Genomic DNA, 26813 nt, shown 5'->3' with positions numbered 1-26813 from the left:
GGCCCCCTGCTCTGACCCTCTCGAATTTCAGGCACAAAAAAGGGCGACCGAAGTCGCCCTTTTTTATGGTCTGACAGAACTTAGTTCTGCTTTTCCATTTGTGCACGCAGCAGGTCACCCAGAGTAGTAGGACCAGCAGCGATATCCGAAGCAGCTGGCTTGTCGCGCAGGCTCTGGATAGCTTCTTTCTCGTCTTCAACGTCTTTCGACTTGATCGAGAGCTGGATTACACGGCTCTTACGGTCAACGCTGATGATCTTGGCTTCAACTTCTTCGCCTTCTTTCAGAACGTTACGCGCATCTTCGATGCGGTCACGGCTGATTTCGGAGGCTTTCAGAGTAGCTTCGATATCGTTAGCCAGGGTGATGATGGCGCCTTTGGCGTCAACTTCTTTTACAACACCCTTAACGATTGCGCCTTTGTCGTTCTCTTGAACGTACTCGGAGAACGGATCGCTTTCCAGTTGCTTGATACCCAGGGAGATGCGCTCGCGCTCAGGGTCAACCGACAGGATAACGGTGTCCAGCTCGTCGCCCTTCTTGAAACGGCGTACGGCTTCTTCGCCCACTTCGTTCCAGGAGATGTCGGACAGGTGAACCAGACCGTCGATGCCACCGTCCAGACCAATGAAGATACCGAAATCGGTGATCGACTTGATGGTGCCGGAGATCTTATCGCCCTTGTTGAACTGGCCAGAGAAGTCTTCCCATGGGTTGGACTTGCACTGCTTGATGCCGAGGGAGATACGACGACGCTCTTCGTCGATGTCCAGAACCATAACTTCCACTTCGTCGCCGACTTGTACGACTTTCGAAGGGTGGATGTTCTTGTTGGTCCAGTCCATTTCCGAAACGTGTACCAGGCCTTCCACGCCTTCTTCCAGCTCAGCGAAGCAACCGTAGTCGGTCAGGTTGGTTACACGAGCGGTAACGCGGGTGCTTTCTGGGTAACGAGCCTTGATAGCAACCCATGGATCTTCGCCCAGTTGCTTCAGGCCCAGGGAAACACGATTGCGCTCGCGATCGTACTTCAGAACCTTGACATCGATCTCGTCGCCAACGTTGACGATTTCGGAAGGATGCTTGATACGCTTCCAAGCCATGTCGGTGATGTGCAGCAGGCCATCGACGCCACCCAGATCGACGAATGCGCCGTAATCGGTGAGGTTCTTGACGATACCTTTGACTTGCTGACCTTCCTGCAGGGATTCCAGCAGAGCTTCACGCTCAGCGGAGTTCTCGGCCTCGAGGACGCTGCGGCGGGAAACGACAACGTTGTTGCGCTTCTGGTCGAGTTTGATGACTTTAAACTCGAGCTCTTTGCCTTCCAGGTGCGTGGTGTCGCGCACTGGACGGACGTCAACCAGAGAACCTGGCAGGAACGCACGGATGCCGTTAACGTCGACAGTGAAGCCGCCTTTAACCTTACCGTTGATAACGCCCTTGACCACTTCTTCGGCTGCGAAAGCTGCTTCCAGAACGATCCAGCATTCAGCGCGCTTGGCTTTTTCACGGGAGAGCTTGGTTTCACCAAAGCCGTCTTCAACCGAATCCAGAGCAACGTGAACTTCATCACCAACATTGATGGACAGTTCGCCAGCATCGTTGTAGAACTGCTCAAGCGGGATCAGCGCTTCAGACTTCAGACCAGCGTGAACGGTTACCCAACGCGCTTGGTAGTCGATGTCGACGATAACACCGGTGATGATGGAGCCTGCCTGAAGGTTCAGGGTTTTTAGGCTTTCTTCAAAGAGTTCCGCAAAGCTTTCGCTCATTTTAATTCCTGTTGATAAGGGCGAAGAATCCGCCCATCTGCCACATCCCAGACGATGTGGGTTACGTTCATATAAAAGAACGATCGCAGGACTATGACTGGTCCCCTGCAACCCTTCTTGTTCACCCGGTGATATCGCGAATGGCGATTTCACTCAAGATGCGTTGCAACACCTGATCGATGGACAACTCCGTGGAATCCAGCTGTATGGCGTCAGCCGCCGGCTTGAGCGGGGCCACCGCTCGCTGGGTATCGCGCTCATCACGCGTACGGATCTCATCTAGCAGACTCGACAGACTAACACCATCGACCTTTCCCTTCAACTGCAAGTAACGGCGACGAGCACGCTCCTCGGCACTGGCAGTCAGGAAAATCTTCAACGGAGCGTCGGGAAACACCACGGTTCCCATGTCGCGGCCATCGGCAACCAACCCCGGCGGCTCCTGAAAGGCACGCTGACGCTGCAGCAGGGCGTCTCGCACAGCAGGCAACGCCGCAACCTGAGAAGCCCAGGCCCCGACCTGCTCGTTGCGCAGGTCATCCGTCACGTCATCACCCTCAAGAATGATCCGCTGCGGATGGTTCTCGGTAGCCCCGAGAAACTGCACATCCAGGTGAGCCGCCAACAATTTCAGCGACTCTTCATTGGTCAGATCGACGCCATGATTGCGCGCAGCGAACGCCAGCAGCCGGTACAGCGCTCCGGAGTCCAGCAGACACCAGCCCAGATGCTTGGCTAGCTTCCCGGCAATGGTGCCCTTACCCGAACCACTCGGCCCATCGATGGTGATCACCGGCGCCTTGATATTCACGACTGGGCCTCTTGCGCGACACGGATCCCCACTTGCGCGCACAGCGCAAGGAAGTTCGGGAACGAGGTCGCGACGTTGGCGCAGTCATGAATGCGGATCGGCGCATTGGCGCGCAGCGAGGCAACACTGAAAGCCATGGCGATACGGTGGTCACCATGCCCATGAACCTCCCCGCCGCCGATCTGGCCACCCTCGATGATGATGCCGTCCGGGGTCGGTTCGCACTTGACCCCCAGGGTCAGCAGGCCATCAGCCATCACCTGGATACGGTCAGACTCCTTGACCCGCAGTTCTTCAGCGCCACGCAGCACCGTGCGCCCTTCGGCGCAAGCGGCCGCGACGAACAACACAGGGAACTCATCGATTGCCAGCGGTACCAACTCTTCGGGAATCTCGATCCCCTTGAGCTTGGCGGCGCGCACATGCAGATCGGCAACCGGCTCGCCACCCACTTCGCGCTGGTTTTCCAGACGAATGTCAGCGCCCATCAACCGTAGGATATCGATCACACCTGTACGGGTCGGGTTGATGCCCACGTGCTCCAACACCAGTTCGGAACCTTCGGCAATGGATGCAGCCACCAGGAAGAACGCCGCGGAAGAAATGTCCGCAGGCACCTCAATATGGGTTGCCTTGAGCTTGCCGCCGGATTCGACTGAGGCCGTGGCGCCGTCGACACTCACCGAGTAGCCGAAGCCACGCAGCATGCGCTCAGTATGGTCACGGGTCGGAGCCGGCTCGGTGACCGTGGTTTTCCCTTCGGCATATAAACCCGCCAACAACAGGCAGGACTTAACCTGCGCACTGGCCATCGGCAAGGTGTAGGTCAGCCCCTTGAGCTTATGACCGCCACGAATCACCATCGGCGGGCGACCCTCGGCAGCAGTCTCAATGACCGCGCCCATTTCCCGCAGCGGGTTCGCCACACGATTCATCGGACGCTTGGACAGGGACGGATCGCCAGTCAACGTGCTGTCGAAGCTTTGTGCAGCCAGCAAGCCCGACAACAGGCGCATCGAGGTACCGGAGTTCCCCAGGTAGATCGGCCCCGGAGCCGGCTTCAAGCCGTGCAAGCCAACACCATGAATGGTCACACGACCATGATGCGGCCCTTCGATGACCACGCCCATGTCGCGAAAAGCCTGCAAGGTCGCCAGAGCGTCTTCACCCTCGAGGAAACCTTCCACTTCAGTGGTGCCCTCAGCCAGCGAGCCAAGCATGATCGAGCGGTGAGAAATCGACTTGTCGCCCGGTACACGAATCCGCCCAGACAGGCGGCCACCAGGATTTGCCAGAAAAATCAGATCGTTGGAGTTCATAGCGTCCACATAGGCCCGGCGGGCCAGGATTTTACCGAAATGCTCGCGGGCAACCCGGGCGCGAGTGAATACGCCCAACAATTGATGCCCGTCCCCTGCATCGACCGCGTCACGCAGAGCGTCGAGGTCGTTGCGAAATGTATCGAGTGTGCGCAGTACCGCCTCGCGATTGGCAAGGAAGATGTCGTGCCACATGACCGGGTCGCTGCCGGCGATTCTCGTGAAATCGCGGAACCCGCCCGCAGCGTAACGGAAGATATCGAGATTTTCACTGCGCTTGGCCAGGGAATCGACCAGACCGAACGCCAGCAGGTGCGGCAAATGGCTGGTCGCCGCCAGGACTTCATCGTGACGCTCGACCTGCATGTGCTCGACATCCGCCCCCAGCTCACGCCAAAGCCTGTCGACCAGGTCCAGCGCCGCGGCATCAGTCTGCTCCAGAGGCGTAAGGATCACCTTGTGCCGACGAAACAGCTGCGCGTTGGAGGCTTCCACACCACTCTGCTCGGAGCCCGCAATGGGATGCCCCGGGACAAAACGCGCAGGCATGCCGCCAAAAGCTTCTTGCGCAGCGCGCACCACATTGCCTTTGGCGCTGCCGACATCGGTCAGCACCGCCTGGCCCAGATCCATGCCGGCAAGCAGAGCCAGCAGCTTTTCCATGGCCAGGATCGGCACCGCCAGTTGAATCACATCGGCGCCCTGGCAAGCCAGGACCAGATCCTCTTCACAGCGATCCACCACCCCCAGTTCGACCGCCAACTGGCGGGACTGCGGATCCAGATCGACACCGACTACCTCGCGACACAGGCCACTTTCACGCAAACCCTTGGCAAAGGAACCGCCAATCAACCCCAGGCCGATCACCACCAGGCGACCGATCATAGGCACAGCAGATTGCATTGGAATGACATCAAGCACGGGCCAGAACCTTGGCCAAAGCCTCAAGGAAACGAGTATTTTCCGCCGGCAGGCCGATGGTGATACGTAAATGATTTGGCATGCCGTAGTTGGCCACCGGCCGCACGATCACCCCCTCGCGCAACAACCCCTGGAAAATCGGCGCAGCCTCACGCCCCAGGTCCACGGCAATGAAATTGCCCTTGGAAGGAATCCAGCTCAGGCCCAGATCACGGAACCCCGCCTCCAACTGCTGCATGCCGGCCTCGTTCAGACGACGACTCTCAGCCAGGTAGTCCACATCCTCAAGTGCGGCGCAAGCCGCAGCCAAGGCCAGGCTGTTGACGTTGAAAGGCTGGCGCACGCGGTTCAGCACATCCGCCACCACCGGGGTCGACAGCCCATAACCGACCCGCAGGGCTGCCAGGCCATAGGCCTTGGAGAAGGTTCGCGAAACCAGCAGGTTCGGGTAGGCCGCCAGGAAGTCCAGGCCATCCGGCAGGTCGCTGCCTTCGGCGTACTCGATATAGGCCTCGTCCAGCACCACCAGCACGTGGGCCGGTACATCCTGCAAAAACTCGTCCAGCTCCTCGGCACCGAACCAGGTACCGGTCGGGTTGTTCGGGTTGGCGATGAACACCACGCGGGTCCGATCATCGATCGCCTTGAGCATGGCTGGCAGGTCATGCCCCCAGCTCTTGGCCGGAACCACGCGAGCCTGGGCTCCGACAGCCTGGGTAACGATGGGGTAGACGGCAAATGCGTGCTCGCTGAACACCGCATTCAAGCCAGGCGCCAGGTAGGCACGAGCCACCAGCTCCAGAATGTCGTTGGAACCGTTGCCCAGGGTCACCTGGTCGATTTCCACACCGCAGCGCTCGGCCAGCAGGGACTTGAGGGCAAAACCGTTGCCATCCGGATAACGGGTCAGCTCGGCAAGCTCGTCGCGAATCGCCGCCAGGGCCTTGGGGCTGGCGCCCAGCGGGTTTTCATTGCTCGCCAGCTTGACGATGGTGGCCGGATCAATGTCCAGCTCACGGGCCAGTTCGTCCACGGGCTTGCCCGGAACGTAAGGCGAAAGTTGTTGCACGCCTGGTTGTGCCAGTGCGAGGAAGTCGCCACTCATTGTTAAAGCCTCAGAGAACCGCTTTCGGGTAGGAACCCAGCACCTTGAGTGCTACTGCTTCCTGACTGATCTTTTCCAGCACACCCTTGACCAACGGATCACGGTGGTGGCCGACGAAGTCGATGAAGAACACATAGGTCCATTTGCCACTGCGCGAAGGTCGGGTCTCGATTCGAGTCAAGTCGATGCCATTGTCGTGGAATGGCACTAACAGCTCGTGCAAGGCACCGGGCTTGTTGCTCATGGACACGATGATCGAGGTCTTGTCGTCGCCGGTCGGCGGCACTTCCTGATTACCGATCATCAAAAAGCGCGTGGAGTTGTCCGGACGATCCTCGATTTTCTCTGCCAGGCGCGTCAGGCCATACAGGCCTGCCGCCATGTCGCCGGCGATCGCCGCCGAATTCCACTCGCCCTTGACCCGCTTGGCCGCCTCGGCGTTGCTGGACACCGCCACGCGCTCGACATTCGGGTAATGGGCGTCCAGCCACTTGCGGCACTGGGCCAGGGACTGGGCATGGGAATAGATGCGACTGATGCTGTCGGTCTTGGTGTTCTCGCCCACCAGCAGATGATGGTGAATGCGCAGTTCGACTTCACCGCAGATCACCATGTCGTGCTCGAGGAAGCTGTCGAGAGTGTGGTTCACCGCACCCTCGGTGGAGTTTTCCACCGGCACCACGCCGAAGTTCACGGCGCCGGCCGCCACTTCACGGAACACCTCGTCGATCGCCGCCATCGGCTTGCTGATCACCGCATGACCGAAGTGCTTCATGGCCGCGGCTTGGGTGAAGGTACCTTCAGGACCGAGGTAGGCCACTTTCAATGGCTGCTCCAGGGCCAGGCACGAAGACATGATTTCGCGGAACAAGCGCGCCATCTCTTCATTGCCCAGCGGCCCCTGGTTGCGCTCCATCACCCGCTTGAGCACCTGGGCTTCACGCTCGGGACGATAGAACACCGGCACTTCGCCTTCGGCGAGGGAGCCCATCTTGACCCGCGCCACTTCCTGGGCACAGCGCGCGCGCTCACTGATCAGTTCCAGGACCTTCTCGTCCAGGGCGTCAATACGCAAGCGCAGGGCCTTGAGTTCTTGCTCAGACATCAGCCGTGTTCCTTCTCGAACTCCGCCATGTAGGCCACCAGCGCATTGACTGCGTTGATGTCCACGGCGTTGTAGATGGAAGCGCGCATGCCACCCACCGAGCGGTGGCCCTTGAGGTTCAACAGGCCGCGAGCCTCGGCGCCCACCAGGAACGGTTTGTCCAGGCGATCGTCGGCCAGACGGAACGGTACGTTCATCCAGGAGCGGTCGGTCTTGTTGATCGGGTTGCTGTACAGGCCGCTGGCGTCGATGAACTCATACAGCGTGCGCTGCTTGACCTCATTGAGCTTGGCGATGGCTTCCACCCCACCCTGCTCCTTGAGCCATTCGAACACCAGGCCGGACAAGTACCAGGCCAGGGTCGGCGGTGTGTTGTACATCGAGCCGTTGTCCGCCGCGACCTTGTAGTCGAGCATGGTCGGGCACAGCGAACGGGCACGCCCCAGCAGGTCTTCGCGAATGATGTTCACCAGGATGCCGCTGGGGCCGATATTCTTCTGCGCGCCAGCGTAGATCATGCCGAAACGGGAGATATCCACAGGGCGCGAGAGGATGTCGGACGACATGTCGGCCACCAGGGGAACGTCGCCGGTTTCCGGGATCCAGTTGAATTCCAGGCCGCCAATGGTTTCGTTCGGCGCGTAGTGCACGTAGGCCGCATCTTGCGACAGCTGCCATTCATTCTGGCCGGGAATTGCGAAATAGTCGTAAGGCTTGGCAGTGGCCGCCACATTCACCTGCCCGTAGCGGGAGGCTTCTTCAATGGCTTTCTGCGACCAGATACCGGTGTCGACATAGTCGGCCTTGCCACCCTCGGGCAGCAGGTTCAGTGGGATCTGGGCAAATTGCTGGCTGGCGCCGCCTTGCAGAAACAGCACTTTATAGTTCGAGGGGATATTCAGCAGATCACGCAGATCCTGCTCGGCCTTGGTGGCAATGGAAACGAACTCATCGCTGCGATGGCTCATTTCCATGACCGACAGGCCCTTGCCATGCCAATCCAGCAATTCGGCCTGGGCACGCAACAGGACAGCTTCAGGTAGCGCAGCGGGACCTGCGCAGAAGTTATAGGCTCGTTTGCTCACATCCACTCTCGCTATGCATTCACGGTAGCGGACAGAGCAAACACTCTGCCCTGCTACGATTTATTTAGTCTTGCGACTCTTCTTCGCCTGCGGCGTCTGCCTGTTGGCCTTCGGCTGCCTCATCGGTATCGGCAACCGCATCCAGCACGGCTCCCTCGAATTCAGCACCCTCTTCACCTTCGAACTCTTCGCCCTCGATTTCCGATGGCTCCTGCACCCGCTCCAGGCCCACCAGGGTTTCATCGCTGGCCAGCTTGATCAGGGTCACTCCTTGAGTGTTACGGCCCAGGCTCGACACTTCGTCGACACGAGTACGCACCAGGGTGCCCTGATCGGAAATCAGCATGATCTCCTCACCATCCAGCACCTGCACCGCGCCAACCAGGCGACCGTTACGCTCGTTGCTGACCATGGCGATAACGCCCTGGCCGCCACGCTTGTACTCGGGGAACTCGCCAATGGCGGTACGCTTGCCGAAACCACGCTCGGAGGCGGTGAGGATCTGGCTGCCTTCTTCCGGAATCAGCATGGAAATCAGCTTCTGACCTTCCGCCAGGCGCATGCCGCGCACACCGCGAGCGGTACGGCCCATGGCGCGCACGTCGGACTCCTTGAAGCGAGTGACCTTGCCTCCGTCGGAGAACAGCATGACTTCACGCTCGCCATCGGTGATGGCGGCACTGATCAGCACGTCGCCTTCGTCCAGCTCCAGGGCGATCAGGCCCACGCTGCGCTGACGGCTGAAGGACTCCAGCGGGGTCTTCTTCACGGTGCCGTTGGCGGTCGCCATGAAGATGTAGTGACCTTCGGTGTACTCCTCTACCGGCAGCATGGTGGTGATGTATTCACCCTCATCCAGCGGTAGCAGGTTGACCAGCGGACGACCGCGTGCGGCACGGGATGCTTCAGGAATTTCATAAGTCTTCAGCCAGTACACCTTGCCCTTGCTGGAGAACAGCAGCAGCGTGGTGTGGCTGTTGGCAACCAGCAGGTGAGCGATGTAGTCCTCATCCTTGACGCCTGTGGCCGACTTGCCTTTACCGCCACGACGCTGGGCCTGGTAGGCAGCCAGCGGCTGGGTCTTGGCGTAGCCGCCGTGGGAAATGGTCACCACACGCTCTTCTTCCGGGATCATGTCACCCAGGGTCAGGTCGAGGCGGGCATCGAGAATCTCGGTGCGGCGCACGTCGCCGTATTCGGCGCGGATCACTTCCAGCTCTTCGCGGATCACTTCCATCAGGCGCGTGGCGCTATTGAGGATGCGGATCAGCTCGCCGATCTGGTTGAGGATCTCCTGGTACTCGGCCAGCAGCTTTTCGTGCTCCAGGCCAGTCAGGCGGTGCAGGCGCAACTCCAGAATGGCTTGTGCCTGTTCCGGGGACAGGAAGTACTTGCCGTCGCGCAGACCGTATTGCGGATCAAGGTTTTCCGGGCGGCAGGAATCCGCACCGGCACGCTCGACCATGGTCATGACCGCGCTGGACTCCCAAGGGGTGCTGATCAGCGCTTCCTTGGCTTCCGACGGCGTCGGCGAGGCCTTGATCAGGGCGATCACCGGATCGATGTTGGACAGGGCAACGGCCTGGCCTTCAAGGATGTGGCCACGCTCACGAGCCTTGCGCAGCTCGAACACGGTACGCCGGGTAACGACTTCACGACGGTGACGAACGAAGGCTTCCAGCAGATCCTTGAGATTGAGGATCCGCGGACGGCCGTCGATCAGCGCCACGATGTTGATGCCGAACACTGCTTGCAGCTGGGTCTGGGCGTAGAGGTTATTGAGGATCACCTCAGGCACTTCGCCACGACGCAGCTCGATCACGACGCGCATACCGTCCTTGTCGGACTCATCGCGCAGTTCAGTGATGCCTTCGAGTTTCTTCTCTTTCACCAGCTCGGCGATCTTCTCGATCAACCGCGCCTTGTTCAGTTGGTAAGGCAGCTCGGTGATGACGATCTGTTGGCGGCCGCCAACCTTGTCGATGTCTTCGATGATCGAGCGGGCACGCATATAGATGCGGCCACGGCCGGTGCGATAGGCCTCGATGATGCCTTCGCGACCGTTGATGATCGCCGCGGTCGGGAAATCCGGGCCGGGGATGTACTGCATCAGCTCGTCGACAGTCAGCTCGGGATTGTCGATCAGCGCCAGGCAACCATCGATGACTTCACCGAGGTTGTGCGGCGGAATGTTGGTCGCCATGCCCACGGCGATACCGCTGGAACCGTTGACCAGCAGGTTGGGGATCTTGGTCGGCATGACCGCCGGGATCATCTCGGTGCCGTCGTAGTTCGGCACCCAGTCCACGGTTTCCTTGTGCAGGTCGGCCAGCAGCTCGTGCGCCAGCTTGGTCATGCGAACTTCGGTGTATCGCATGGCCGCCGCGTTGTCGCCGTCGACCGAACCGAAGTTACCCTGGCCGTCTACCAGCAGGTAGCGCAGGGAGAATGGCTGGGCCATACGAACGATGGTGTCGTACACCGCGGTATCACCGTGCGGGTGATACTTACCGATCACGTCACCGACAACACGGGCAGATTTCTTGTACGGCTTGTTCCAGTCGTTACCGAGCTCGCTCATCGCGTACAGCACACGCCGGTGCACGGGCTTCAAGCCATCGCGCGCATCAGGCAGTGCCCGCCCGACGATTACGCTCATCGCGTAGTCGAGGTAGGACTGTTTCAGCTCGTCTTCGATATTGACCGGGAGGATTTCTTTGGCCAGTTCGCCCATGAGAAGCCTGATTCCTTTTTCTGGTGAAACTTCGTCACATCCATATGGGACGAACGAAGCTCGCCGCTGCAGGCCTAGTGCCATGCACCGACTTACGACAAATCAACAAGTTATGCCATGGATTTGCGCAGTGAAGGCAGCCGCGTCGGACCACCTTGGAAACCGCCGGATGTTATCACAATCGCCGCCACGCACCTATCCCCCTGACGCGCATGGAGCATAGTTAGTTGACCGGTGACAGCCTGATAAGAGACGAGAGGGGCTCAGAGGCCAAATTCGCACATAATTAAGCGCTTTTTTCTGAGCTGACAGCTTTCCCGGGAAGCCGGCACTGACGACTTGCCCGGACACTCGTCAGTGCAAGCGCTTGCGGCACATCAATTGAGCCATCTTGGCCGTGTCCGGCCGCTCGACAACGCCCTTCTCGGTGACGATGGCATCGATCAGGTCCGCTGGCGTGACATCGAACAGCGGATTGAAGCCTTCTACTCCCTCCCCCATGCGCTTGCCCGCGATCTCCAGCAACTCCTCGCCCGCCCGCTCTGCCAAGGGAATGTCATCACCGCTGGCAAGGCTCATGTCGATGCTCGAACTGGGCGCCACCACCATGAAGCGAACACCGTGGTGCATGGCATTGACCGCCAGCTGGTAAGTGCCAATCTGGTTCGCTACATCGCCATTGGCAGTGATGCGGTCCGCCCCCACCACGACCCAGGTCACGCCCTTGGTCTTCATGATGTGCGCGGCGGCTGCATCGACATTTACCGTTACCGGAATGCCTTCGCTGGCCAGCTCCCAGGCCGTCAGGCGCGAACCCTGCAACCAGGGCCGGGTTTCATCGGCGTAGACCCGCTCCACCATACCTTCCAGCCAGGCCGCGCGAATCACCCCCAGGGCCGTGCCAAAACCACCGGTGGCCAGGGCGCCGGTATTGCTGTGAGTCAACAGGGCCTGGGGGTTGCCCTGATGCCGCCGGATCAGGTCCACACCCAACTGAGCCATGGTCAGGTTGGCTTCGCGATCGCTCTCATGAATGGCCAGGGCTTCAGCTTCCAGCGCTGCCAACGGATCAGCATGTTCCCTGACCCGCTCCAGGCGCTCGCGCATGCGATTGAGCGCCCAGGACAGATTTACCGCCGCAGGAGCGGCATCCGCCAGCAAGGTGAAATCCTCTTCCAGCGCCGTAAACCAGTCGCCACCTGCGACAAATCGTCCACGTGCTGCCAGAACCAGGCCGTAGGCAGCACTGATGCCAATGGCCGGCGCCCCACAGACCACCATCGAGCGAATCGCCTCGGCCACTCCAGCGGCGCTGTCATAGGCAATCCAGGACTCCTCGAAAGGCAAGGCCCGCTGATCGAGCAGGTACAGAGTGCTATCCCGCCATTCAATGGCCCTGACTTTCTCCGCAGCCAACAGACGATCGCGCATCCCTCACCCCGCACTCATGAACAAAAGCCGCCGATTATAGCGATCCCCCTGCCAGGACGCTCGGGTATACTTCGCCATCCTTTTATATAAAGCCCTGGACCGATATTCGATGCCGAACCGCGACATTGCGCTCGACCTGCTGCTGCTCCCGACCTGGCTGGTGCCGGTGGAGCCGGCCGGCGTCGTCCTCAGGGAACACGGCCTGGGCATTCGTGACGGGCACATCGTGTTCATCGGCCCACGCACCGAGGCCTTGAAGTATCGCGCCACGGAAATCCGCGAACTGCCCGACACTCTGCTCACCCCGGGCCTGATCAACGCCCACGGGCACGCCGCCATGACCCTGTTTCGTGGCCTGGCCGATGACCTGCCGCTGATGACCTGGCTGGAAAAGCACATCTGGCCCGCCGAAGCCGAGTGGGTGGATGAAGCCTTCGTCCGCGACGGCACCGACCTGGCCATCGCCGAGCAGATCAAGGGTGGCATCACCTGTTTCTCGGATATGTACTTCTTCCCGAAGGTTGCCAGTGAGCGGGTGCACAACAGCGGCATGCGAGCACAGGTCGCCATCCCCATTCTCGACTTCCCGATTCCCGGTGCCCAGGATGCCGACGAAGCCATCCGCCAGGGCGTAGAGCTGTTCGGCGATCTCAAGCACCATCCGCGGATCAACATCACCTTCGGCCCTCATGCACCCTACACCGTTGGCGACAAGAACCTGGAAAAAATCCGGATCATTGCCGAAGAACTCGACGCTGCGATCCACATGCATGTGCATGAGACCGCCCACGAGGTGCAGCAATCCGTGGAACAGCACGGTGAGCGACCACTGGCGCGCCTGGCTCGCCTGGGCCTGCTGGGACCACGCTTCCAGGCCGTTCATATGACCCAAATCAGCGATGACGACCTGGCTTTACTGGTAGAAACCAACACCAGCGTCATTCACTGCCCGGAATCCAACCTGAAACTGGCCAGCGGCTTCTGCCCTGTAGAACGCCTGTGGCAGGCCGGAGTCAACGTGGCGGTAGGCACCGATGGCGCCGCCAGCAACAACGACCTGGACCTGCTGGGGGAAACCCGTACCGCCGCGCTGCTGGCCAAGGCCGTGGCCGGGTCGGCTACCGCCCTGGATGCCCATCGCGCACTGCGCATGGCTACCCTCAACGGCGCCAGGGCCATGGGCCTGGAAAGCCAAGTGGGCTCCCTGGAGATCGGCAAGGCCGCAGACCTGACAGCCTTCGACCTGTCCGGTCTGGCCCAGCAGCCGATCTACGACCCGGTGTCGCAACTGATCTACGCCACCGGCCGAGACTGCGTGAAACATGTATGGGTCGCCGGCAAGCAACTGCTGGATGACCGACGCCTGACCCGCCTGGACGAGCATCAGCTGGGCGCTACCGCCCGCGACTGGGCCCGGCGCATCAGCGGCCACCACCCATAACCCGGGCCTTGAGCACAGGCTCGAGGCCCGACAGAGAATTTTCTAGCTTTGGAGCACTACCCATGAGCAACGTCGACCACGCTGAAATCGCCAAATTCGAAGCCCTGGCCCATCGCTGGTGGGACCGTGAAAGCGAGTTCAAGCCCCTGCACGACATCAACCCCCTGCGGGTAAACTGGATCGACGAACGGGTCGGCCTGGCGGGCAAGAAAGTCCTCGACGTCGGTTGCGGCGGCGGCATCCTCAGCGAAGCCATGGCCCAGCGCGGCGCTACCGTGACCGGCATCGACATGGGCGAGGCCCCGCTGGCCGTGGCGCAATTGCACCAGCTGGAATCCGGCGTCAACGTCGAGTACCGGCAGATCACTGCCGAGGCCCTGGCCGAGGAAATGCCCGAGCAATTCGACGTGGTCACCTGCCTGGAAATGCTCGAGCACGTGCCGGACCCTTCGTCGGTGATTCGCGCCTGCTTCCGCATGGTCAAGCCCGGTGGCCAGGTGTTCTTCTCCACCATCAACCGCAACCCCAAGGCCTACCTGTTCGCCATCATCGGCGCTGAATACATCATGAAGCTGCTGCCGCGCGGCACCCACGACTTCAAGAAGTTCATCCGCCCATCCGAGCTCGGTGCCTGGAGCCGCTCTGCCGGCCTGACCGTCAAGGACATCATCGGCCTGACCTACAACCCGCTGACCAAGCACTACAAGCTGGCCCCGGACGTGGACGTCAACTACATGATCCAGACCCTGCGAGAGGAGTAAGACATGGCTATCAGAGCCGTTCTCTTCGACATGGATGGCACCCTGCTCGATACCGCTCCGGACTTCATCGCGGTGTGCCAGGGCATGCGCCGTGATCGCGGCCTGCCGCCCATCGCCGACCAGCACATTCGCGACGAGATCTCCGGCGGCGCCCGCGCCATGGTGGCGGTGACCTTCTCCATGGACCCCGAATCCCCGGGCTTCGAGGAACTGCGCCTGGAGTTTCTCGAGCGCTACCTCAAGCATTGCGCCGTGCACAGCAAGCTATTCGACGGCATGGCCGAGCTGCTGGCAGATATCGAAAAGGCCCACCTGGTCTGGGGCGTGGTCACCAACAAGCCGCTGCGCTTCGCCGAGCCGATCATGCAGCAACTGGGGCTGGCCGAGCGCTCGGCACTGCTGATCTGCCCTGACCACGTGAAGAACAGCAAGCCCGACCCCGAACCGCTGATCCTGGCGTGCAAGATGCTCGACCTGGCCCCGTCCAGCGTGCTGTTTGTCGGCGATGACCTGCGCGATATCGAATCCGGCCGCGATGCGGGCACCAGGACCGCTGCGGTGACCTATGGCTATATCCATCCGGACGACAACCCACGGCACTGGGGCGCCGACGTGGTGGTCAGTCACCCGCTGGAACTGCGCCAGGTTCTGGACAACGCGCTGTGCAGCTGCTGAGCAGCGGCATGCCCGGCTAAGCGCCGGGGACGATCCAATTTCTGTTGAGGCCTTTTATGTTTGATTATTCCGCTCGCCCAGAACTGCTCAAGGACCGGGTCATTCTGGTCACCGGCGCCGGTCGTGGCATCGGCGCCGCCGCCGCCAAGACCTTTGCCGCTCATGGCGCCACCGTGCTGCTGCTGGGCAAGACCGAAGCCAACCTGACCGAGGTCTACGACGCCATCGAGGCGGCCGGCCATCCGCAGCCGGCGGTAATCCCGTTCAACCTGGAAACCGCCCTGCCGCACCAGTACGACGAACTGGCGGCCATGATCGAAACCGAGTTCGGCCACCTCGACGGCCTGTTGCACAACGCCTCGATCATCGGCCCGCGCACGCCTCTGGAGCAGCTCTCCGGGGAGAACTTCATGCGTGTGATGCAGGTCAACGTCAACGCCATGTTCATGCTTACCAGCACCCTGCTGCCCCTGCTCAAGCTGTCCCAGGATGCATCGGTGGTCTTCACCTCCAGCAGCGTTGGCCGCAAGGGCCGGGCTTACTGGGGCGCCTACGGCGTGTCGAAGTTCGCCACCGAAGGCTTGATGCAGACCCTGGCCGACGAGCTGGACACCGTGGCTCCGGTGCGTGCCAACAGCATCAACCCAGGCGCCACCCGCACCAGCATGCGGGCCCAGGCCTACCCGGGAGAAAACCCCAGCAACAATCCGACCCCGGAAGAAATCATGCCGGTCTATCTGTACCTGATGGGGCCGGACAGCACCGGGATCAACGGTCAAGCCTTCGACGCGCAGTAATACCCCCTCCCGTTCGTCGCGACGGAATACCGTCGCGACGCCTCGGCAATGCCTACCCCGCGTAGGTTTCAAGCCAAACAAATGTCATTTTTGACGACAGCCTTTTTACGCCGAAACCCAAGCTACTGAATCCAAACAAGTTTTCCCAATATGAACCGAATGGCACGAGTTTCGCTCTAACGACACTCAATACACAGTGCATTGACGCTGTGGAAAACGGCTTGCGCTGAGGGCTTTATAGCCACAGGCGAGACGGCCTAAAATATGCGCGTTGTCCTACGGGACTGATGGAACAGTATGACGCGCAGCTCTGAGCCGCTCTCACCCAGGCAGTTAGACCGTACACAGTGCTCAGGGGGCTCAAGCTCAGATGAAAACACCGACCCAGACCAACGCAATTGACTTCGATAGCGCCAAATTGCAACGCCTGGGCTTTGGCCAGCAGTCGCCACTGATCAAGCAGCCCATCAGCCTCGCCCAGTTGCGCCAGCAACTGGGCCTGCAGCTGCAGACCAGCCTTGAACCGCAACGCATCCTGGGCCTGTTCTTTCGTGAGGTTCAGCGCCTGGTCCCCCTGGATGCCCTGCAGTACCAGCACACTCCGAGCGACCTGCGCCTGGAGTTCGGCCAGCGCGGCCATCACTCCATCAGCTACAGCCTGAGCCACGAAGGCGAACCGATGGGCGAGCTGGTCTTTCGCCGCAACCAGCGCTTCAGCGAATCAGAACAGGGCTCCCTGGAATCGCTGCTCTCGACCCTGCTGTACCCGATGCGCAATGCCCTGCTGTATCGCGCCGCCACTCGCAGCGCCCTGCGGGATCCACTGACCGATACCGGCAATCGCATCGCCATGGACCAGACCCTGCAACGGGAAATCGAAATGGCCCGTCGTCACCTGCTTCCACTGTCGCTGCTGATGCTGGACATCGATCATTTCAAGCGCATCAACGACAACCACGGCCACAGCGCCGGCGATCAAGTGCTCAAGGCCGTTGCCGCGGCAATCAAGGGGCAATTGCGCAATGTCGACATGGTGTTTCGCTTTGGCGGGGAAGAGTTCTTGATCCTGCTGTCCAACACCGGGCGCGAAGCCGCAGCGATGGTGGGCGAGCGTCTGCGCCATGCCGCCCAGGCCCAGGACTACCGAGCCGATGGTCAGCCGATCGAACTTACCGTAAGCCTGGGATGTTCGACTCTGCTACCGGGAGAATCCGCAGAAAGCCTGTTGCGACGCGCCGACAGCGCGCTGTACGTGGCCAAGCGCGAAGGGCGCAACCGCCTGGCAATGGCGGGCTGAGCACAAGGTAGCGCCCTGCCCCGTTGATGCACGGGCAACTTCATCACCCCATACGCCCAGCGTGCGCGGCAATCGAAGCGCCCGACATTCCCTGACTCAGCCTTCGGCCAGTGCCAGGCGCTCGCGGGTCACCGCAGTCTTTTCCTGCTGCATGCAGCGTTCCAGGAACAGGTACATATAGTCATAGCTCTTGCAGATGGCCTGACGCAGCTCGACCTGCAGGGCCTTGCTCGGGTTCAGCCCTGCCAGGGTGACGATGATTTCCAGCGCTTCCCAGGGATGGGCGTCGTCGTACTGGGCATGCATCTTCAGCCACTTCATGGCACGTTTGCGATCCTCTTCCGGGAACGCCGCGGCATAGATGCCGTTGGAACACACCAGCGCCGACCACTCGCCCGTGGCCCCTTCAATGGCATAGTTGGTGGCGGCAATGGCCACGATCAGGGAATCGGCAGAACTGGTATGCCAGCACCAATGGCTCAAGGCATGCAGCTCTGGCGGTACTTGCTGGGCCTGCAGGTCTTCCAGGGTCACGCCATGGGCCCGGCTCCAGTGCACCCAGTAATCGGCATGATTGAGCTCGACCCGGATATTGCGCATTAGCCAACGACGCGCCATGTCTTCGCCGGGATGGCGGGCAAAACGGGTCTTGGTCAGGTTTTGCGCCATGTACAGGGCGAACTGTTCAACCACCGGCCAGCCGCCAATCAGATACTGACGCATGACTTTGGCACTGAGTTTGTTATCGCGCATGCGCTGGTACAGCTCATGCTCCACGACGCGGCGCTTGCTCTCGCTGCAGTCCTGGATCAATTGCTGGGTCCAGGCGGGGTAACTGGCAGCTTCCATGAGCGGGCCGGTTCGGCTGAATGTGTCGATCACTGTCGGGCTCCTTTTGATTGTGATGTACGGATCCAAAAGAGGTTTCAACGGAACGTACCGGGCGCCTTGAACAACAGTGGCTGTGGTCTCACGGGTCGACACTGCAGGCTGTCACAGGTGAACAATTGCGGGCGTTCAATAATGTAGCCTTGAGCATAATCCACGCCGATCTCAAGCAATGCCTGCTCGATCTGCGGTGTTTCAACAAACTCGGCAATCGTGCGCTTACCCATGACATGCCCGATGTGGTTGATCACTTCGACCATGGCGCGGTTAATCGGGTCGTCCAGCATATCCTTTACGAAACTTCCATCGATCTTGAGGAAGTCTACAGGCAAATGTTTGAGATAAGCGAACGACGACATTCCCGCACAAAAATCATCCAGGGAAAAATGGCAGCCTAAGCCCTTGAGTTCATTTATGAAACGAATGGCACTGCCCAAATTGGCAATCGCACTGGTTTCAGTAATTTCAAAACAGATCAACTTTGGCGGTACGCCATAGACGACAAACTGCTCGCGCAAGAAGTCGAGAAACGCATCATCACCGATGGTGATACCCGACAGGTTGATGGCGCACATTGCCATTGGCCCTTCACGGCCTTCGGCAATGCATTGGGCAATGATCTTGAATACGTTCTGTACCACCCAACGGTCCAGAGAGGTCATCAGGCCGTAGCGCTCCGCCGCCGGAATGAAGCTGTCCGGCAGAATCATCCGGCCCGCCTCGTCATGCAGGCGCAACAGAATCTCCACATGCCCGCCGCCACGCTCGACATGCCCCAGGGCGGTGATCTCCTGCGAATAGAGGCAGAAGCGGTTTTCCTCCAGCGCCATGTGCAGACGCTGGACCCAGGCCATCTCGCCAAAGCGCAGCGACAGCTCGGAATCGTCGGCATGGTAGACCTGCACCCGGTTACGTCCCTTTTCCTTGGCCATGTAGCAGGCCATGTCCGCCGCTCTCAGCGAGGCTTCGAGGGTGGTCGGGGTCTGGGCGATGTGCACCAGGCCGATACTCACGGTGGTCACGAAGGGCCGGCCTTTCCAGACGAAATGCAGATTCTGCACGGTCTGGCGCAGCCCCTCGGCAATCTTCTCCGCGGCCTCTGGCGAGCAATTTTCCAGGAGGATGCCGAACTCGTCCCCACCCAGCCGTGCCAGGGTGTCGCCTTCGCGCAGGCCCGATTGCAGCAGCGCGCAGATATGCCGCAGCAGCTCGTCCCCGGCAGCATGGCCACAGGTGTCATTGACCAGCTTGAACTGATCCAGATCGAGGAACATCAGCGCATGCCGTGCCGGCTGGCGAATCAGGCTGTGCAGGGCCTGCTCCAGGCGGAACTCGAACTCCCGGCGATTGGCCAGGCCGGTCAGGGCGTCATGGGTCGCCTGCCAGGAGAGGTTGGCGATGTATTGCCGTTCCTGGGTCATGTCGTGCAGCACCAGCACCGTGCCGCTGACCTTGCCGGCATTGCGGATTGGCGCCCCCACCAGGGTCACCGAGACCGTGCTGCCGTCCAGACGCTGGATCAGTTTGGAATGCTCGCTGCCGCCGCTGAGCTGACCGCTGAGGATGTGCTCGATGAGGGTAAAACCGTCAGCCTGGGCATTTTCATCCAGCAGGTTGAACAAGGCTGCCAGGGGCAACCCCACTGCCTGCTCGGCCTTCCAGCGAGTCAGGTCCTCTGCCGCCGGGTTCATGTAGGCGATAGCACCTTCGACGTCGGTGGTGATCACCCCGTCGCCGATGGACTGCAGGGTGATCTGCGCCCGCTCCTTTTCCAGTTGCAGCGCGTCGGCAAAGGCATGGCGCTGGGCCAGCAGTTTGTGCGTGCGCAGCAGGGCCAGGGCAATCAGCACCAGCGCGGTTGCCAGGTTGGTCACCAGCAACAGCCGCAAGATCACCCGCGAACCCTCGCCCAAGGCATCGCTGAAGGCCTTGGCAGCGGGAGTGACGCCGTCATTGATGGCGAAAATCTGACTCTTCCAGCGCTGCACGTCGCCTTCGCTGGCGCTGTTGCTGCCGATCCTCTGGTGCATCTCCCGGGCCACGGTGTCCAGTTGCAACAGGTATCCGTCCCCCACGGTCCACAGATCGATGGCCTTTTCCAGGTAGCTGAAATGACGGAAGTTGAGGTACAGCCAGATCAGGCTGGAGACATCGTCCGGGTGATTGCCGCCCTTGAGGATGCCCAGGCGTGCGGCCTCCAGATCCGGTGGCTGGTGATCCAGGGCAACCCGCAACTCATGCCCGCCCTGGGGCACGGCAATTGCGTTCTGGTACTTGAGGAAAGTGCCTTCGTCGCGGCTGTCGGCATACAGATTGAGGTAGTAGATGGCATCTTTCTGGCCCTTGGACCAGAGGCTTTCACCTGCCACATAGCCCCGTACCGCCGACAGTACGTACAGGCTGAGGCCGCCCAACAGCGCTTGAAATAACACCACGGCGATGAAGGGCCAGACGATGCCCAACAAGCGCGGCGTTGTGAAAGTCCGCTTTTGCTTCATGAGGGTCCTTGCTTGCGCACAGCCAAATGAACACCCAGTAGTTGCGCCTCAGACAGCACAGGTTAGGCCAATTTCCACAGAACCGGCGCAGGGCAGGCTGCCGCTGGCGCAGACCGGCTGGGGAAACGGGCCGCCGCACTAAAGCTGAAACGGTTGTTCCACCAGGAAATTCAAGCACTAAGCACAGAAAGACGGATAAAACTCAAGGCTATCGAACCTGCTGCAAATGCCCGTACAGCTTGGCGTAAAGGCCGCCATCGGCAATCAGCTGCTGATGGTCGCCATCTTCGGCAATCTGCCCGCCATCGAACACCAAAACCCGGTCCGCCTGTTTTACCGCTGACAAGCGATGGGCAATGATCAGCGTAGTCCGCCCACGCAGAAAACGCGTCAAGGCCTGATGCAGGTTGTACTCGGTGGCGGCATCCAGGGCGGAAGTGGCCTCATCGAGGATCACCACCTTGGGCTCGGCCAGAACCATCCGCGCAATCGCCAGGCGCTGGCGCTGGCCCCCGGACAAACGCACGCCGGAACGCCCCACCACGCTGTCCAGCCCCTGCGGCAAGGCCCTGACGGTAGCGTCCAACTGGGCAATTTCCAGGGCCTGCCAGCAGGCTTCGTCACTGCGCTCGCGCCCCATGGCCAGGTTGGCGCGGATGGTGTCGTTGAACAGCGCGGGATGCTGCAACACCACCGCCACGTTCTCCCGCACCGTCTCCAGGCCAATTTCCTGCTGGGTCGAACCACCAAAGCGGATCACCCCGGTCTGCGGTGTGTAGAGCCCCAGCAGCAACTGCACCAGGGTGCTCTTGCCGCCACCGCTGGCACCGACAATGGCTACCTTTTCACCGGGAGCGATGGACAGGTCCATATTGTCCAGCACCCGCTCGTCACCGTAGCCGAAGCTCAAGCCGCGGACCTCGATGCCGACGGTCTCGCGCCCCACGAACGGGTCCGCACCCGGGCCGTACTGCGGTTCGTCGGCCCGCGCCAGCAGCTCGTTGATCCGGGTCAGTGCGCCGCCCGCGGCGTAGTAGGCGTATTGCAGGTTCAGCAACTGTTCCACCGGCCCGATCATGAACCACAGGTAACTGAATACCGCCAGCATCTGGCCGATGGACAGGTCGGAGAACAACACGGTCAGCATCGCCGCCGCGCGGAAGATATCGATGCCGAACTGGAATAGCAGCCCGCTGGCGCGGCCCGAGGCATCGCTTTTCCATTGCGAGGCCACAGCGTAGTCCCGCACCTCCTCGGCACGCCGCCCCAGGCGCCCGAGAAAGTAGCCCTGGCGATTGCTCGCGCGAATTTCCTGGATAGCCTCCAGGGTCTCGGTCAGGGCCTGGGTAAAGCGCGAGGTGCTGTCGTTTTCCAGCTTTTTCAGGTGCTTGACCCGCTTGCCCAACTGCACCGTGGCGAAGATCACCAGCGGGTTGAACAGCAGGATCAGCAAGGCCAGTTTCCAGTGCATCCACATCAGGATGCCCGCTGTGCCCACCAGGGTCAGCATGGCCACCAGGAAGCGGCTGAGGGTCTCACCGACGAACTTGTCCACAGTGTCCAGGTCGGTGACCAGGTGAGTGGTGACCGTACCGCCCCCCAGGCTTTCGTATTCCCCCAGGGAAATGCGCTTGAGCCGCTCGATCAGTCGCACGCGGATGCGGTAGACGATGTCCTTGGCCAGCCCGGCAAACAGCCGCGCCTGAATCACGTTGAACACCAGCGCCGAGCAGCGCAGGATCAGCGTCACCATGAGCATCAGGCCGATATAGCCAGCGGCACTCTGCCATCCCTGGGGCAGGAAGCGGTTCATCACCTGCAAAGCGGCATCGCCGTGCCCCAACAGCACCTCATCCACCAGCAAGGGCAGCAGCAGCGGGATCGGCACACTGCACAGGGTCGCCAGCACAGCGACGCCGTTGGCGATCCACAGAGATTTCTTGTGCTCAAGAGCCAGGCGACGGATATGCGCCCAGCTCAGGCGATCGATCGGCTTGCCGCTGACGCTTGAATCCACCGGTTCAGGCACAGGCGGCGCGCTCCAACCAGCGCCCCAACAGAGGGGACAGCTCGCTCAGCGGCTGATAGCCGTTGGTCAGCAATGCCAACTGGCCATTACGCTCGGCCAGCAAGGTAGGAAAGCCGGCGATTCCCAGGTCCTGGACCCAGGTGAAATCCGCCGCGGTAGCCACATGCTGCTCGGCACGGTCGAAGGCTTCGGCGAATTCGATACGCGGTACCCCTGCCCGCTCCGCCAGCTCCACCAGCACACTGGCCAGGGTGACATCCCGGCCTTCGACATAGAACGCCTGCTGGATCAGCCCCAGCAGGGTCCAGGCGCAGTCCGCCGCCAGGCCACGTGCGGTGACGATGGCGCGACAGGCCGGTTCGGTGTCATAGACAAAGCCATCGGGCAAGGCGCCCTCGAAGCCGAACGGTTGGCCGGTGGCCTGGTGCACCGCCTGCCAGTGCTCGAGGATGTAGCGCCGGGTATTGGGTTCCAGGGCCGCACCGCTACCGGTACGCAAGCCCCCCACCACCAGGTGCACCTCGACCCCGGCGGCCCGGGCCTGCTCCGCCAGGGCCTGGGCCACGGGCGCAAAGCCCCAGCACCATGAACACATCGGGTCCATCACATAGAGCAGGCGGGCAGACATGGCTCAAGCCTCGGAAGAAGATTGCTTGTAGTTGTAACCAATCGGGTGCGGCATGTTGCGAGCCTTGGCCAATTCGATCTGCTTCTGCCGGTCGATGGCGCTGCGGCGGGTCTTCTCGCTCAGCTTGTCCCAGCAGTGCGGGCAGCTGATACCAGGCACATAGTGCTCGGATGCACGATCCTCGACGCTCACTGGAGTACGGCAGGCATGACATTGATCGTAGTCGCCTTCGCTCAGGTCGTGGCGCACGGTGACCCGGTTATCGAACACGAAGCAGTCGCCCTGCCATTTGCTCTCTTGCTGCGGTACCTCTTCGAGGTACTTGAGGATCCCGCCCTTGAGGTGGAACACCTCGTCGAAGCCTTCGCTGAGCATGTAGCTCGAGGCCTTCTCGCAACGGATGCCGCCGGTGCAGAACATCGCCACCTTCTTGTGCTTGCTCGGGTCGAAGTGGGCTTTGATGTAGTCCGGGAACTCGCGGAAGCTGGTGGTCTTGGGGTCGATGGCGCCTTCGAAGGTGCCAATGGACACTTCATAGTCGTTGCGGGTATCGATCAGCAGCACTTCCGGATCGCTGATCAGGGCGTTCCAATCCTGTGGCTCGACGTAGGTCCCGACCTTCTTGTTGGGATCGACGCCGGGCACGCCCAGGGTAACGATCTCTTTCTTGAGCTTGACCTTGGTGCGGTAGAACGGCTGCTCGTCGCAGTAGGATTCCTTGTGATCGATATCCACCATGCGCGGGTCGTTCTTCAGCCAGGCCAGCAGCCCGTCGATGCCTTCGCGGCTGCCGGAAACCGTGCCGTTGATGCCTTCTTCGGCAATCAGCAAGGTGCCCTTGATGCCGTTGTCGAGCATTGCCTGCAACAGGGGCTCACGCAGGTTGACGTAATCTTCGAGGGTGACGAACTTGTACAGTGCCGCCACGACAATAGGTTGTGCCATGGGTAATCTCCAGGTGGCTACCCTCGTAAAGGGTGAACCGGATGCAAAAAAAAACGCGCCGGCATAAGCGGCGCGTTGCGGATTCTAACAAAAAAACCGCGGTTAATGCTGACTGCCACCGGCACAGGTCGGCGAAGCCGGAGCCACACCGATCTTCGACCATTCCTCAGGCGTATAAGTGTGCAGCGCCAACGCATGGAACTGGCCCATCAGCTCACCCAGGGTGGCGTAGACCTTCTGATGGCGCTTGACGCTGTTGAGGCCGGCGAACTGTTCGCTGACCAGTACCGCCTTGAAGTGGGTTTCCAGGCCACGGCTGTGCATGTGGCTTTCATCCAGCACTTGCAGGTGCTCGGGCTGCAATGCCCCGAGCGCCGCTTCGATACGTTGTTGCATGGTCATTGCGGGCTCCGCTTACTTCTTCTTCGCCGGGGCAGCCTTGGGCTCGAGCTCGGCGGTCATGTCGGCCAGCAGCTTGTTCACCACCGGTACCGCGCTTTCCAGCTTGGCCTGGGTCATCTGCGCCGATTGCTGGGTCAGCTGGGGCATTTTTTCCAGGACTTTCTTGCCCAGTGGCGACTGATAGAAAGCCACCAGTTCCTTGAGCTCCGATTCGCTGAAATTGCTGGTGTAGAGCTTGACCATGTCCGGCTTCAGCTTGTTCCAGCCAATGGCCTGGTCCAGGGCGGCATTGGCCTTGGCCTGGTAGGTTTCCAGCAGGGCACGCTTGGATTCCGGGGCTTTGGTCTGCTCGAAGCGCTGGGCGAACATTTGCTGAACTTGCATGTACACCGGGGTACCGAGCTTGTCCGCATGGGCCAGGGTCAGGAAGGCCTCGGCACTGGCGTTGTGGCTGGCGGTATCGGCAAGAACCTGGCCGCTGGCACACACCAGAACAACCGCGGTACAGATGGCACGAAAACGGGTCATCGAGTTTCCTTTATCTAGCAGGCGAGGTAGAACCCCAAGGGCGCCCATTCTGCGCCTATTAATCCGCGTCCCTCAACCCCACGCCGACCGGCCCCCCATTTTGCTCGGCCATGGCGGGGAAAAACCCCCGGCATGGAACCCGAGCCGCGGATCACGGCCTAAACTGGCCTGTCAGACTAGGAGGATTGCCACGATGAACCGAATCGAAACCGACAGCCTGGGCCAGGTTGAAGTCCCGCAAGAAGCCTACTGGGGCGCGCAGACCCAACGTTCGCTGGTCAACTTCGCCATCGGCAACGAACGCATGCCCTTGGCGGTGCTGCATGCCCTGGCCCTGATCAAGAAAGCCGCGGCGCGGGTCAACGACCGCAACGGCGACATCCCTGCCGATATCGCCCGCCTGATCGAACAGGCCGCCGACGAAGTGCTCGCGGGCGAGCATGACGACCAGTTCCCTCTGGTGGTGTGGCAGACCGGCAGCGGTACCCAAAGCAACATGAACGTCAACGAAGTGCTGGCTGGACGGGCCAACGAGCTCGCGGGCAACCCTCGGGGCGGCAAGACGCCGGTGCACCCCAATGACCACGTCAATCGCTCGCAAAGCTCCAACGACTGCTTCCCCACTGCCATGCACATTGCGGCGGCCCAAGCCGTGCAGTTCCAGTTGCTGCCAGCGATCACCGAGCTCTCCGGCGGCCTGGCCGAGCTGTCGGCGCGGCACATGAAGCTGGTGAAGACCGGTCGCACCCACATGATGGACGCCACACCCATTACCTTCGGCCAGGAAATCTCGGCCTTCATCGCCCAACTGGGGTACGCCGAGCGCGCCATCCGCAGCGCTTTGCCGGCCGTCTGCGAACTGGCTCAGGGCGGCACCGCGGTAGGCACCGGGCTCAACTCACCCCACGGTTTCGGCGAGGCCATCGCCGCCGAGTTGGCGGCGCTCTCGGGCCTGCCCTTCGTCACGGCGTCGAACAAGTTCGCCGCCCTGGCCGGCCATGAACCGCTGACCAGCCTTTCCGGCGCCCTGAAAACCCTCGCCGTGTGCCTGATGAAAATTGCCAACGACCTGCGCCTGCTGGGCTCGGGGCCACGGGCAGGCCTGGCCGAGGTCAAGCTGCCCGCCAACGAGCCCGGCAGCTCGATCATGCCCGGCAAGGTCAACCCGACCCAGTGCGAAGCCCTGTCGATGCTGGCCTGCCAGGTCATGGGCAACGATGTGACCATCGGCTTTGCCGCCAGCCAGGGCCACCTGCAACTGAACGTGTTCAAGCCGGTGATCATCCACAACCTGCTGCAATCGATCCGCCTGCTGGCCGATGGCTGCAGCAACTTCCAGCACCATTGCATCGCCGGGCTGGAGCCCGACCCGCAACAGATGGCCGCGCACCTGGAGCGCGGGCTGATGCTGGTGACCGCGCTCAATACCCATATCGGCTACGACAAGGCCGCCGAGATCGCCAAGAAGGCCTATGCCGAGAACCTGACCTTGCGCGAGGCGGCGCTGGAACTCGGGTACCTGACCGATGAACAGTTCGATGCCTGGGTCCGCCCGGAAAACATGCTGGAGGCCGGGAAGCAGGGGTAAGACCGCAGTCGCCTTCGCTAGCGAGCCAGCTCCTGCCACAACCCGACTGC

21 protein-coding genes are annotated in these 26813 nt (G+C 61.1%); 6 read left to right on the top strand and 15 right to left on the bottom strand.

Annotated elements, in window-relative coordinates; genetic code table 11:
• Positions 1–80 precede the first annotated feature (80 nt).
• From rpsA to mtnA, 8 genes are all read right to left on the bottom strand, one after another.
• Entirely contained in the window at positions 81–1775 is a 1695-nt protein-coding gene (rpsA, locus tag AC1RL5_RS26480; protein WP_007931318.1) for a 30S ribosomal protein S1, read from the bottom strand.
• 121 nt (positions 1776–1896) lie between these two features.
• Entirely contained in the window at positions 1897–2586 is a 690-nt protein-coding gene (cmk, locus tag AC1RL5_RS26475) for a (d)CMP kinase (protein WP_072442823.1), read from the bottom strand.
• Entirely contained in the window at positions 2583–4790 is a 2208-nt protein-coding gene (locus AC1RL5_RS26470) for a bifunctional prephenate dehydrogenase/3-phosphoshikimate 1-carboxyvinyltransferase (RefSeq protein WP_041752460.1), read from the bottom strand. The genes cmk and AC1RL5_RS26470 overlap by 4 nt, the downstream gene beginning before the upstream one ends.
• Positions 4791–4818: 28 nt before the next feature.
• The gene (hisC, locus tag AC1RL5_RS26465) at positions 4819–5931 is read right to left on the bottom strand and encodes a histidinol-phosphate transaminase (RefSeq protein WP_072450644.1); all 1113 of its coding nucleotides are present in this window, start codon (positions 5929–5931) and stop codon (positions 4819–4821) included.
• A gap of 10 nt (positions 5932–5941) precedes the next feature.
• On the bottom strand, positions 5942–7036 hold the full coding sequence (gene pheA, locus AC1RL5_RS26460; RefSeq protein WP_011062583.1) for a prephenate dehydratase: 1095 nt from the start codon (positions 7034–7036) through the stop codon (positions 5942–5944).
• Positions 7036–8121, bottom strand: a complete 1086-nt coding sequence (gene serC / locus AC1RL5_RS26455; protein ID WP_072450984.1) for a 3-phosphoserine/phosphohydroxythreonine transaminase — start codon at positions 8119–8121, stop codon at positions 7036–7038. The genes pheA and serC overlap by 1 nt, the downstream gene beginning before the upstream one ends.
• 64 nt (positions 8122–8185) lie before the next feature.
• Entirely contained in the window at positions 8186–10855 is a 2670-nt protein-coding gene (gyrA, locus tag AC1RL5_RS26450) for a DNA gyrase subunit A (protein ID WP_011062585.1), read from the bottom strand.
• Between the two features lie 354 nt (positions 10856–11209).
• Complete coding sequence (mtnA, locus tag AC1RL5_RS26445; protein WP_093407815.1) at positions 11210–12286, bottom strand: S-methyl-5-thioribose-1-phosphate isomerase; 1077 nt, start codon at positions 12284–12286, stop codon at positions 11210–11212.
• A gap of 109 nt (positions 12287–12395) precedes the next feature.
• Between mtnA and AC1RL5_RS26440 the strand changes: the two genes are divergently transcribed.
• The 5 genes from AC1RL5_RS26440 to AC1RL5_RS26420 all read left to right on the top strand — a co-directional run bounded on the left by AC1RL5_RS26440 (position 12396) and on the right by AC1RL5_RS26420 (position 17257).
• The gene (locus AC1RL5_RS26440; protein WP_492589408.1) at positions 12396–13727 is read left to right on the top strand and encodes a TRZ/ATZ family hydrolase; all 1332 of its coding nucleotides are present in this window, start codon (positions 12396–12398) and stop codon (positions 13725–13727) included.
• A 62-nt stretch (positions 13728–13789) separates the two neighbouring features.
• The gene (gene ubiG, locus AC1RL5_RS26435; RefSeq protein WP_011062588.1) at positions 13790–14488 is read left to right on the top strand and encodes a bifunctional 2-polyprenyl-6-hydroxyphenol methylase/3-demethylubiquinol 3-O-methyltransferase UbiG; all 699 of its coding nucleotides are present in this window, start codon (positions 13790–13792) and stop codon (positions 14486–14488) included.
• A gap of 3 nt (positions 14489–14491) precedes the next feature.
• Positions 14492–15163 (top strand): N-acetylmuramic acid 6-phosphate phosphatase MupP, encoded by a 672-nt coding sequence (gene mupP, locus AC1RL5_RS26430; RefSeq protein WP_011062589.1) that lies wholly within the window; start codon positions 14492–14494, stop codon positions 15161–15163.
• A 56-nt stretch (positions 15164–15219) separates the two neighbouring features.
• A complete protein-coding gene (locus tag AC1RL5_RS26425) occupies positions 15220–15960 on the top strand; it encodes a YciK family oxidoreductase (protein ID WP_015636577.1) in 741 nt (246 codons plus the stop codon).
• A 370-nt stretch (positions 15961–16330) separates the two neighbouring features.
• Positions 16331–17257, top strand: coding sequence for a GGDEF domain-containing protein (locus tag AC1RL5_RS26420; RefSeq protein ID WP_011062590.1), 927 nt, complete (start codon positions 16331–16333; stop codon positions 17255–17257).
• 96 nt (positions 17258–17353) lie between these two features.
• Here AC1RL5_RS26420 and AC1RL5_RS26415 read toward each other — a convergent pair whose 3' ends face one another.
• The 7 genes from AC1RL5_RS26415 to AC1RL5_RS26385 form a co-directional block, all read right to left on the bottom strand.
• A complete protein-coding gene (locus AC1RL5_RS26415) occupies positions 17354–18106 on the bottom strand; it encodes an iron-containing redox enzyme family protein (protein ID WP_220802812.1) in 753 nt (250 codons plus the stop codon).
• Positions 18107–18183: 77 nt separating this feature from the next.
• Positions 18184–20643, bottom strand: coding sequence for an EAL domain-containing protein (locus AC1RL5_RS26410; RefSeq protein WP_041119425.1), 2460 nt, complete (start codon positions 20641–20643; stop codon positions 18184–18186).
• 208 nt (positions 20644–20851) lie between these two features.
• Positions 20852–22633: an ABC transporter ATP-binding protein gene (locus AC1RL5_RS26405; protein ID WP_169892275.1), complete on the bottom strand. Its 1782-nt coding sequence runs from the start codon at positions 22631–22633 to the stop codon at positions 20852–20854.
• Between the two features lie 31 nt (positions 22634–22664).
• Positions 22665–23267, bottom strand: coding sequence for a DsbA family protein (locus tag AC1RL5_RS26400; RefSeq protein ID WP_169892285.1), 603 nt, complete (start codon positions 23265–23267; stop codon positions 22665–22667).
• Between the two features lie 36 nt (positions 23268–23303).
• On the bottom strand, positions 23304–24245 hold the full coding sequence (gene trhO, locus AC1RL5_RS26395) for an oxygen-dependent tRNA uridine(34) hydroxylase TrhO (RefSeq protein ID WP_011062595.1): 942 nt from the start codon (positions 24243–24245) through the stop codon (positions 23304–23306).
• Between the two features lie 102 nt (positions 24246–24347).
• Positions 24348–24647 (bottom strand): BolA family protein, encoded by a 300-nt coding sequence (locus tag AC1RL5_RS26390; RefSeq protein ID WP_011062596.1) that lies wholly within the window; start codon positions 24645–24647, stop codon positions 24348–24350.
• 12 nt (positions 24648–24659) lie between these two features.
• Complete coding sequence (locus AC1RL5_RS26385) at positions 24660–25175, bottom strand: DUF2059 domain-containing protein (protein ID WP_015636579.1); 516 nt, start codon at positions 25173–25175, stop codon at positions 24660–24662.
• 193 nt (positions 25176–25368) lie between these two features.
• On the opposite strand from AC1RL5_RS26385, the gene AC1RL5_RS26380 reads away from it, so the two are divergent.
• A complete protein-coding gene (locus AC1RL5_RS26380) occupies positions 25369–26763 on the top strand; it encodes a class II fumarate hydratase (RefSeq protein WP_011062598.1) in 1395 nt (464 codons plus the stop codon).
• Positions 26764–26813 lie beyond the last annotated feature (50 nt).

The organism is Pseudomonas sp. GW822-FHT06D10 (genome assembly GCF_058799535.1).
The sequence above is the reverse complement of the archived record's forward strand: the minus strand, read 5'-3'. Positions and strand labels throughout refer to the sequence as shown.

Coding starts and splice junctions, on each gene's coding strand:
- AC1RL5_RS26390 (WP_011062596.1), bottom strand. CDS start 24,647: ATGACCATGCAACAACGTATCGAAGCGGCGCTCGGGGCATTGCAGCCC.
- AC1RL5_RS26425 (WP_015636577.1), top strand. CDS start 15,220: ATGTTTGATTATTCCGCTCGCCCAGAACTGCTCAAGGACCGGGTCATT.
- trhO (WP_011062595.1), bottom strand. CDS start 24,245: ATGGCACAACCTATTGTCGTGGCGGCACTGTACAAGTTCGTCACCCTC.
- ubiG (WP_011062588.1), top strand. CDS start 13,790: ATGAGCAACGTCGACCACGCTGAAATCGCCAAATTCGAAGCCCTGGCC.
- AC1RL5_RS26400 (WP_169892285.1), bottom strand. CDS start 23,267: ATGTGTTCATGGTGCTGGGGCTTTGCGCCCGTGGCCCAGGCCCTGGCG.
- hisC (WP_072450644.1), bottom strand. CDS start 5,931: ATGAGTGGCGACTTCCTCGCACTGGCACAACCAGGCGTGCAACAACTT.
- mtnA (WP_093407815.1), bottom strand. CDS start 12,286: ATGCGCGATCGTCTGTTGGCTGCGGAGAAAGTCAGGGCCATTGAATGG.
- mupP (WP_011062589.1), top strand. CDS start 14,492: ATGGCTATCAGAGCCGTTCTCTTCGACATGGATGGCACCCTGCTCGAT.
- AC1RL5_RS26440 (WP_492589408.1), top strand. CDS start 12,396: ATGCCGAACCGCGACATTGCGCTCGACCTGCTGCTGCTCCCGACCTGG.
- rpsA (WP_007931318.1), bottom strand. CDS start 1,775: ATGAGCGAAAGCTTTGCGGAACTCTTTGAAGAAAGCCTAAAAACCCTG.
- AC1RL5_RS26420 (WP_011062590.1), top strand. CDS start 16,331: ATGAAAACACCGACCCAGACCAACGCAATTGACTTCGATAGCGCCAAA.
- AC1RL5_RS26385 (WP_015636579.1), bottom strand. CDS start 25,175: ATGACCCGTTTTCGTGCCATCTGTACCGCGGTTGTTCTGGTGTGTGCC.
- AC1RL5_RS26470 (WP_041752460.1), bottom strand. CDS start 4,790: ATGATCGGTCGCCTGGTGGTGATCGGCCTGGGGTTGATTGGCGGTTCC.
- AC1RL5_RS26380 (WP_011062598.1), top strand. CDS start 25,369: ATGAACCGAATCGAAACCGACAGCCTGGGCCAGGTTGAAGTCCCGCAA.
- AC1RL5_RS26410 (WP_041119425.1), bottom strand. CDS start 20,643: ATGAAGCAAAAGCGGACTTTCACAACGCCGCGCTTGTTGGGCATCGTC.
- gyrA (WP_011062585.1), bottom strand. CDS start 10,855: ATGGGCGAACTGGCCAAAGAAATCCTCCCGGTCAATATCGAAGACGAG.
- AC1RL5_RS26415 (WP_220802812.1), bottom strand. CDS start 18,106: ATGGAAGCTGCCAGTTACCCCGCCTGGACCCAGCAATTGATCCAGGAC.
- pheA (WP_011062583.1), bottom strand. CDS start 7,036: ATGTCTGAGCAAGAACTCAAGGCCCTGCGCTTGCGTATTGACGCCCTG.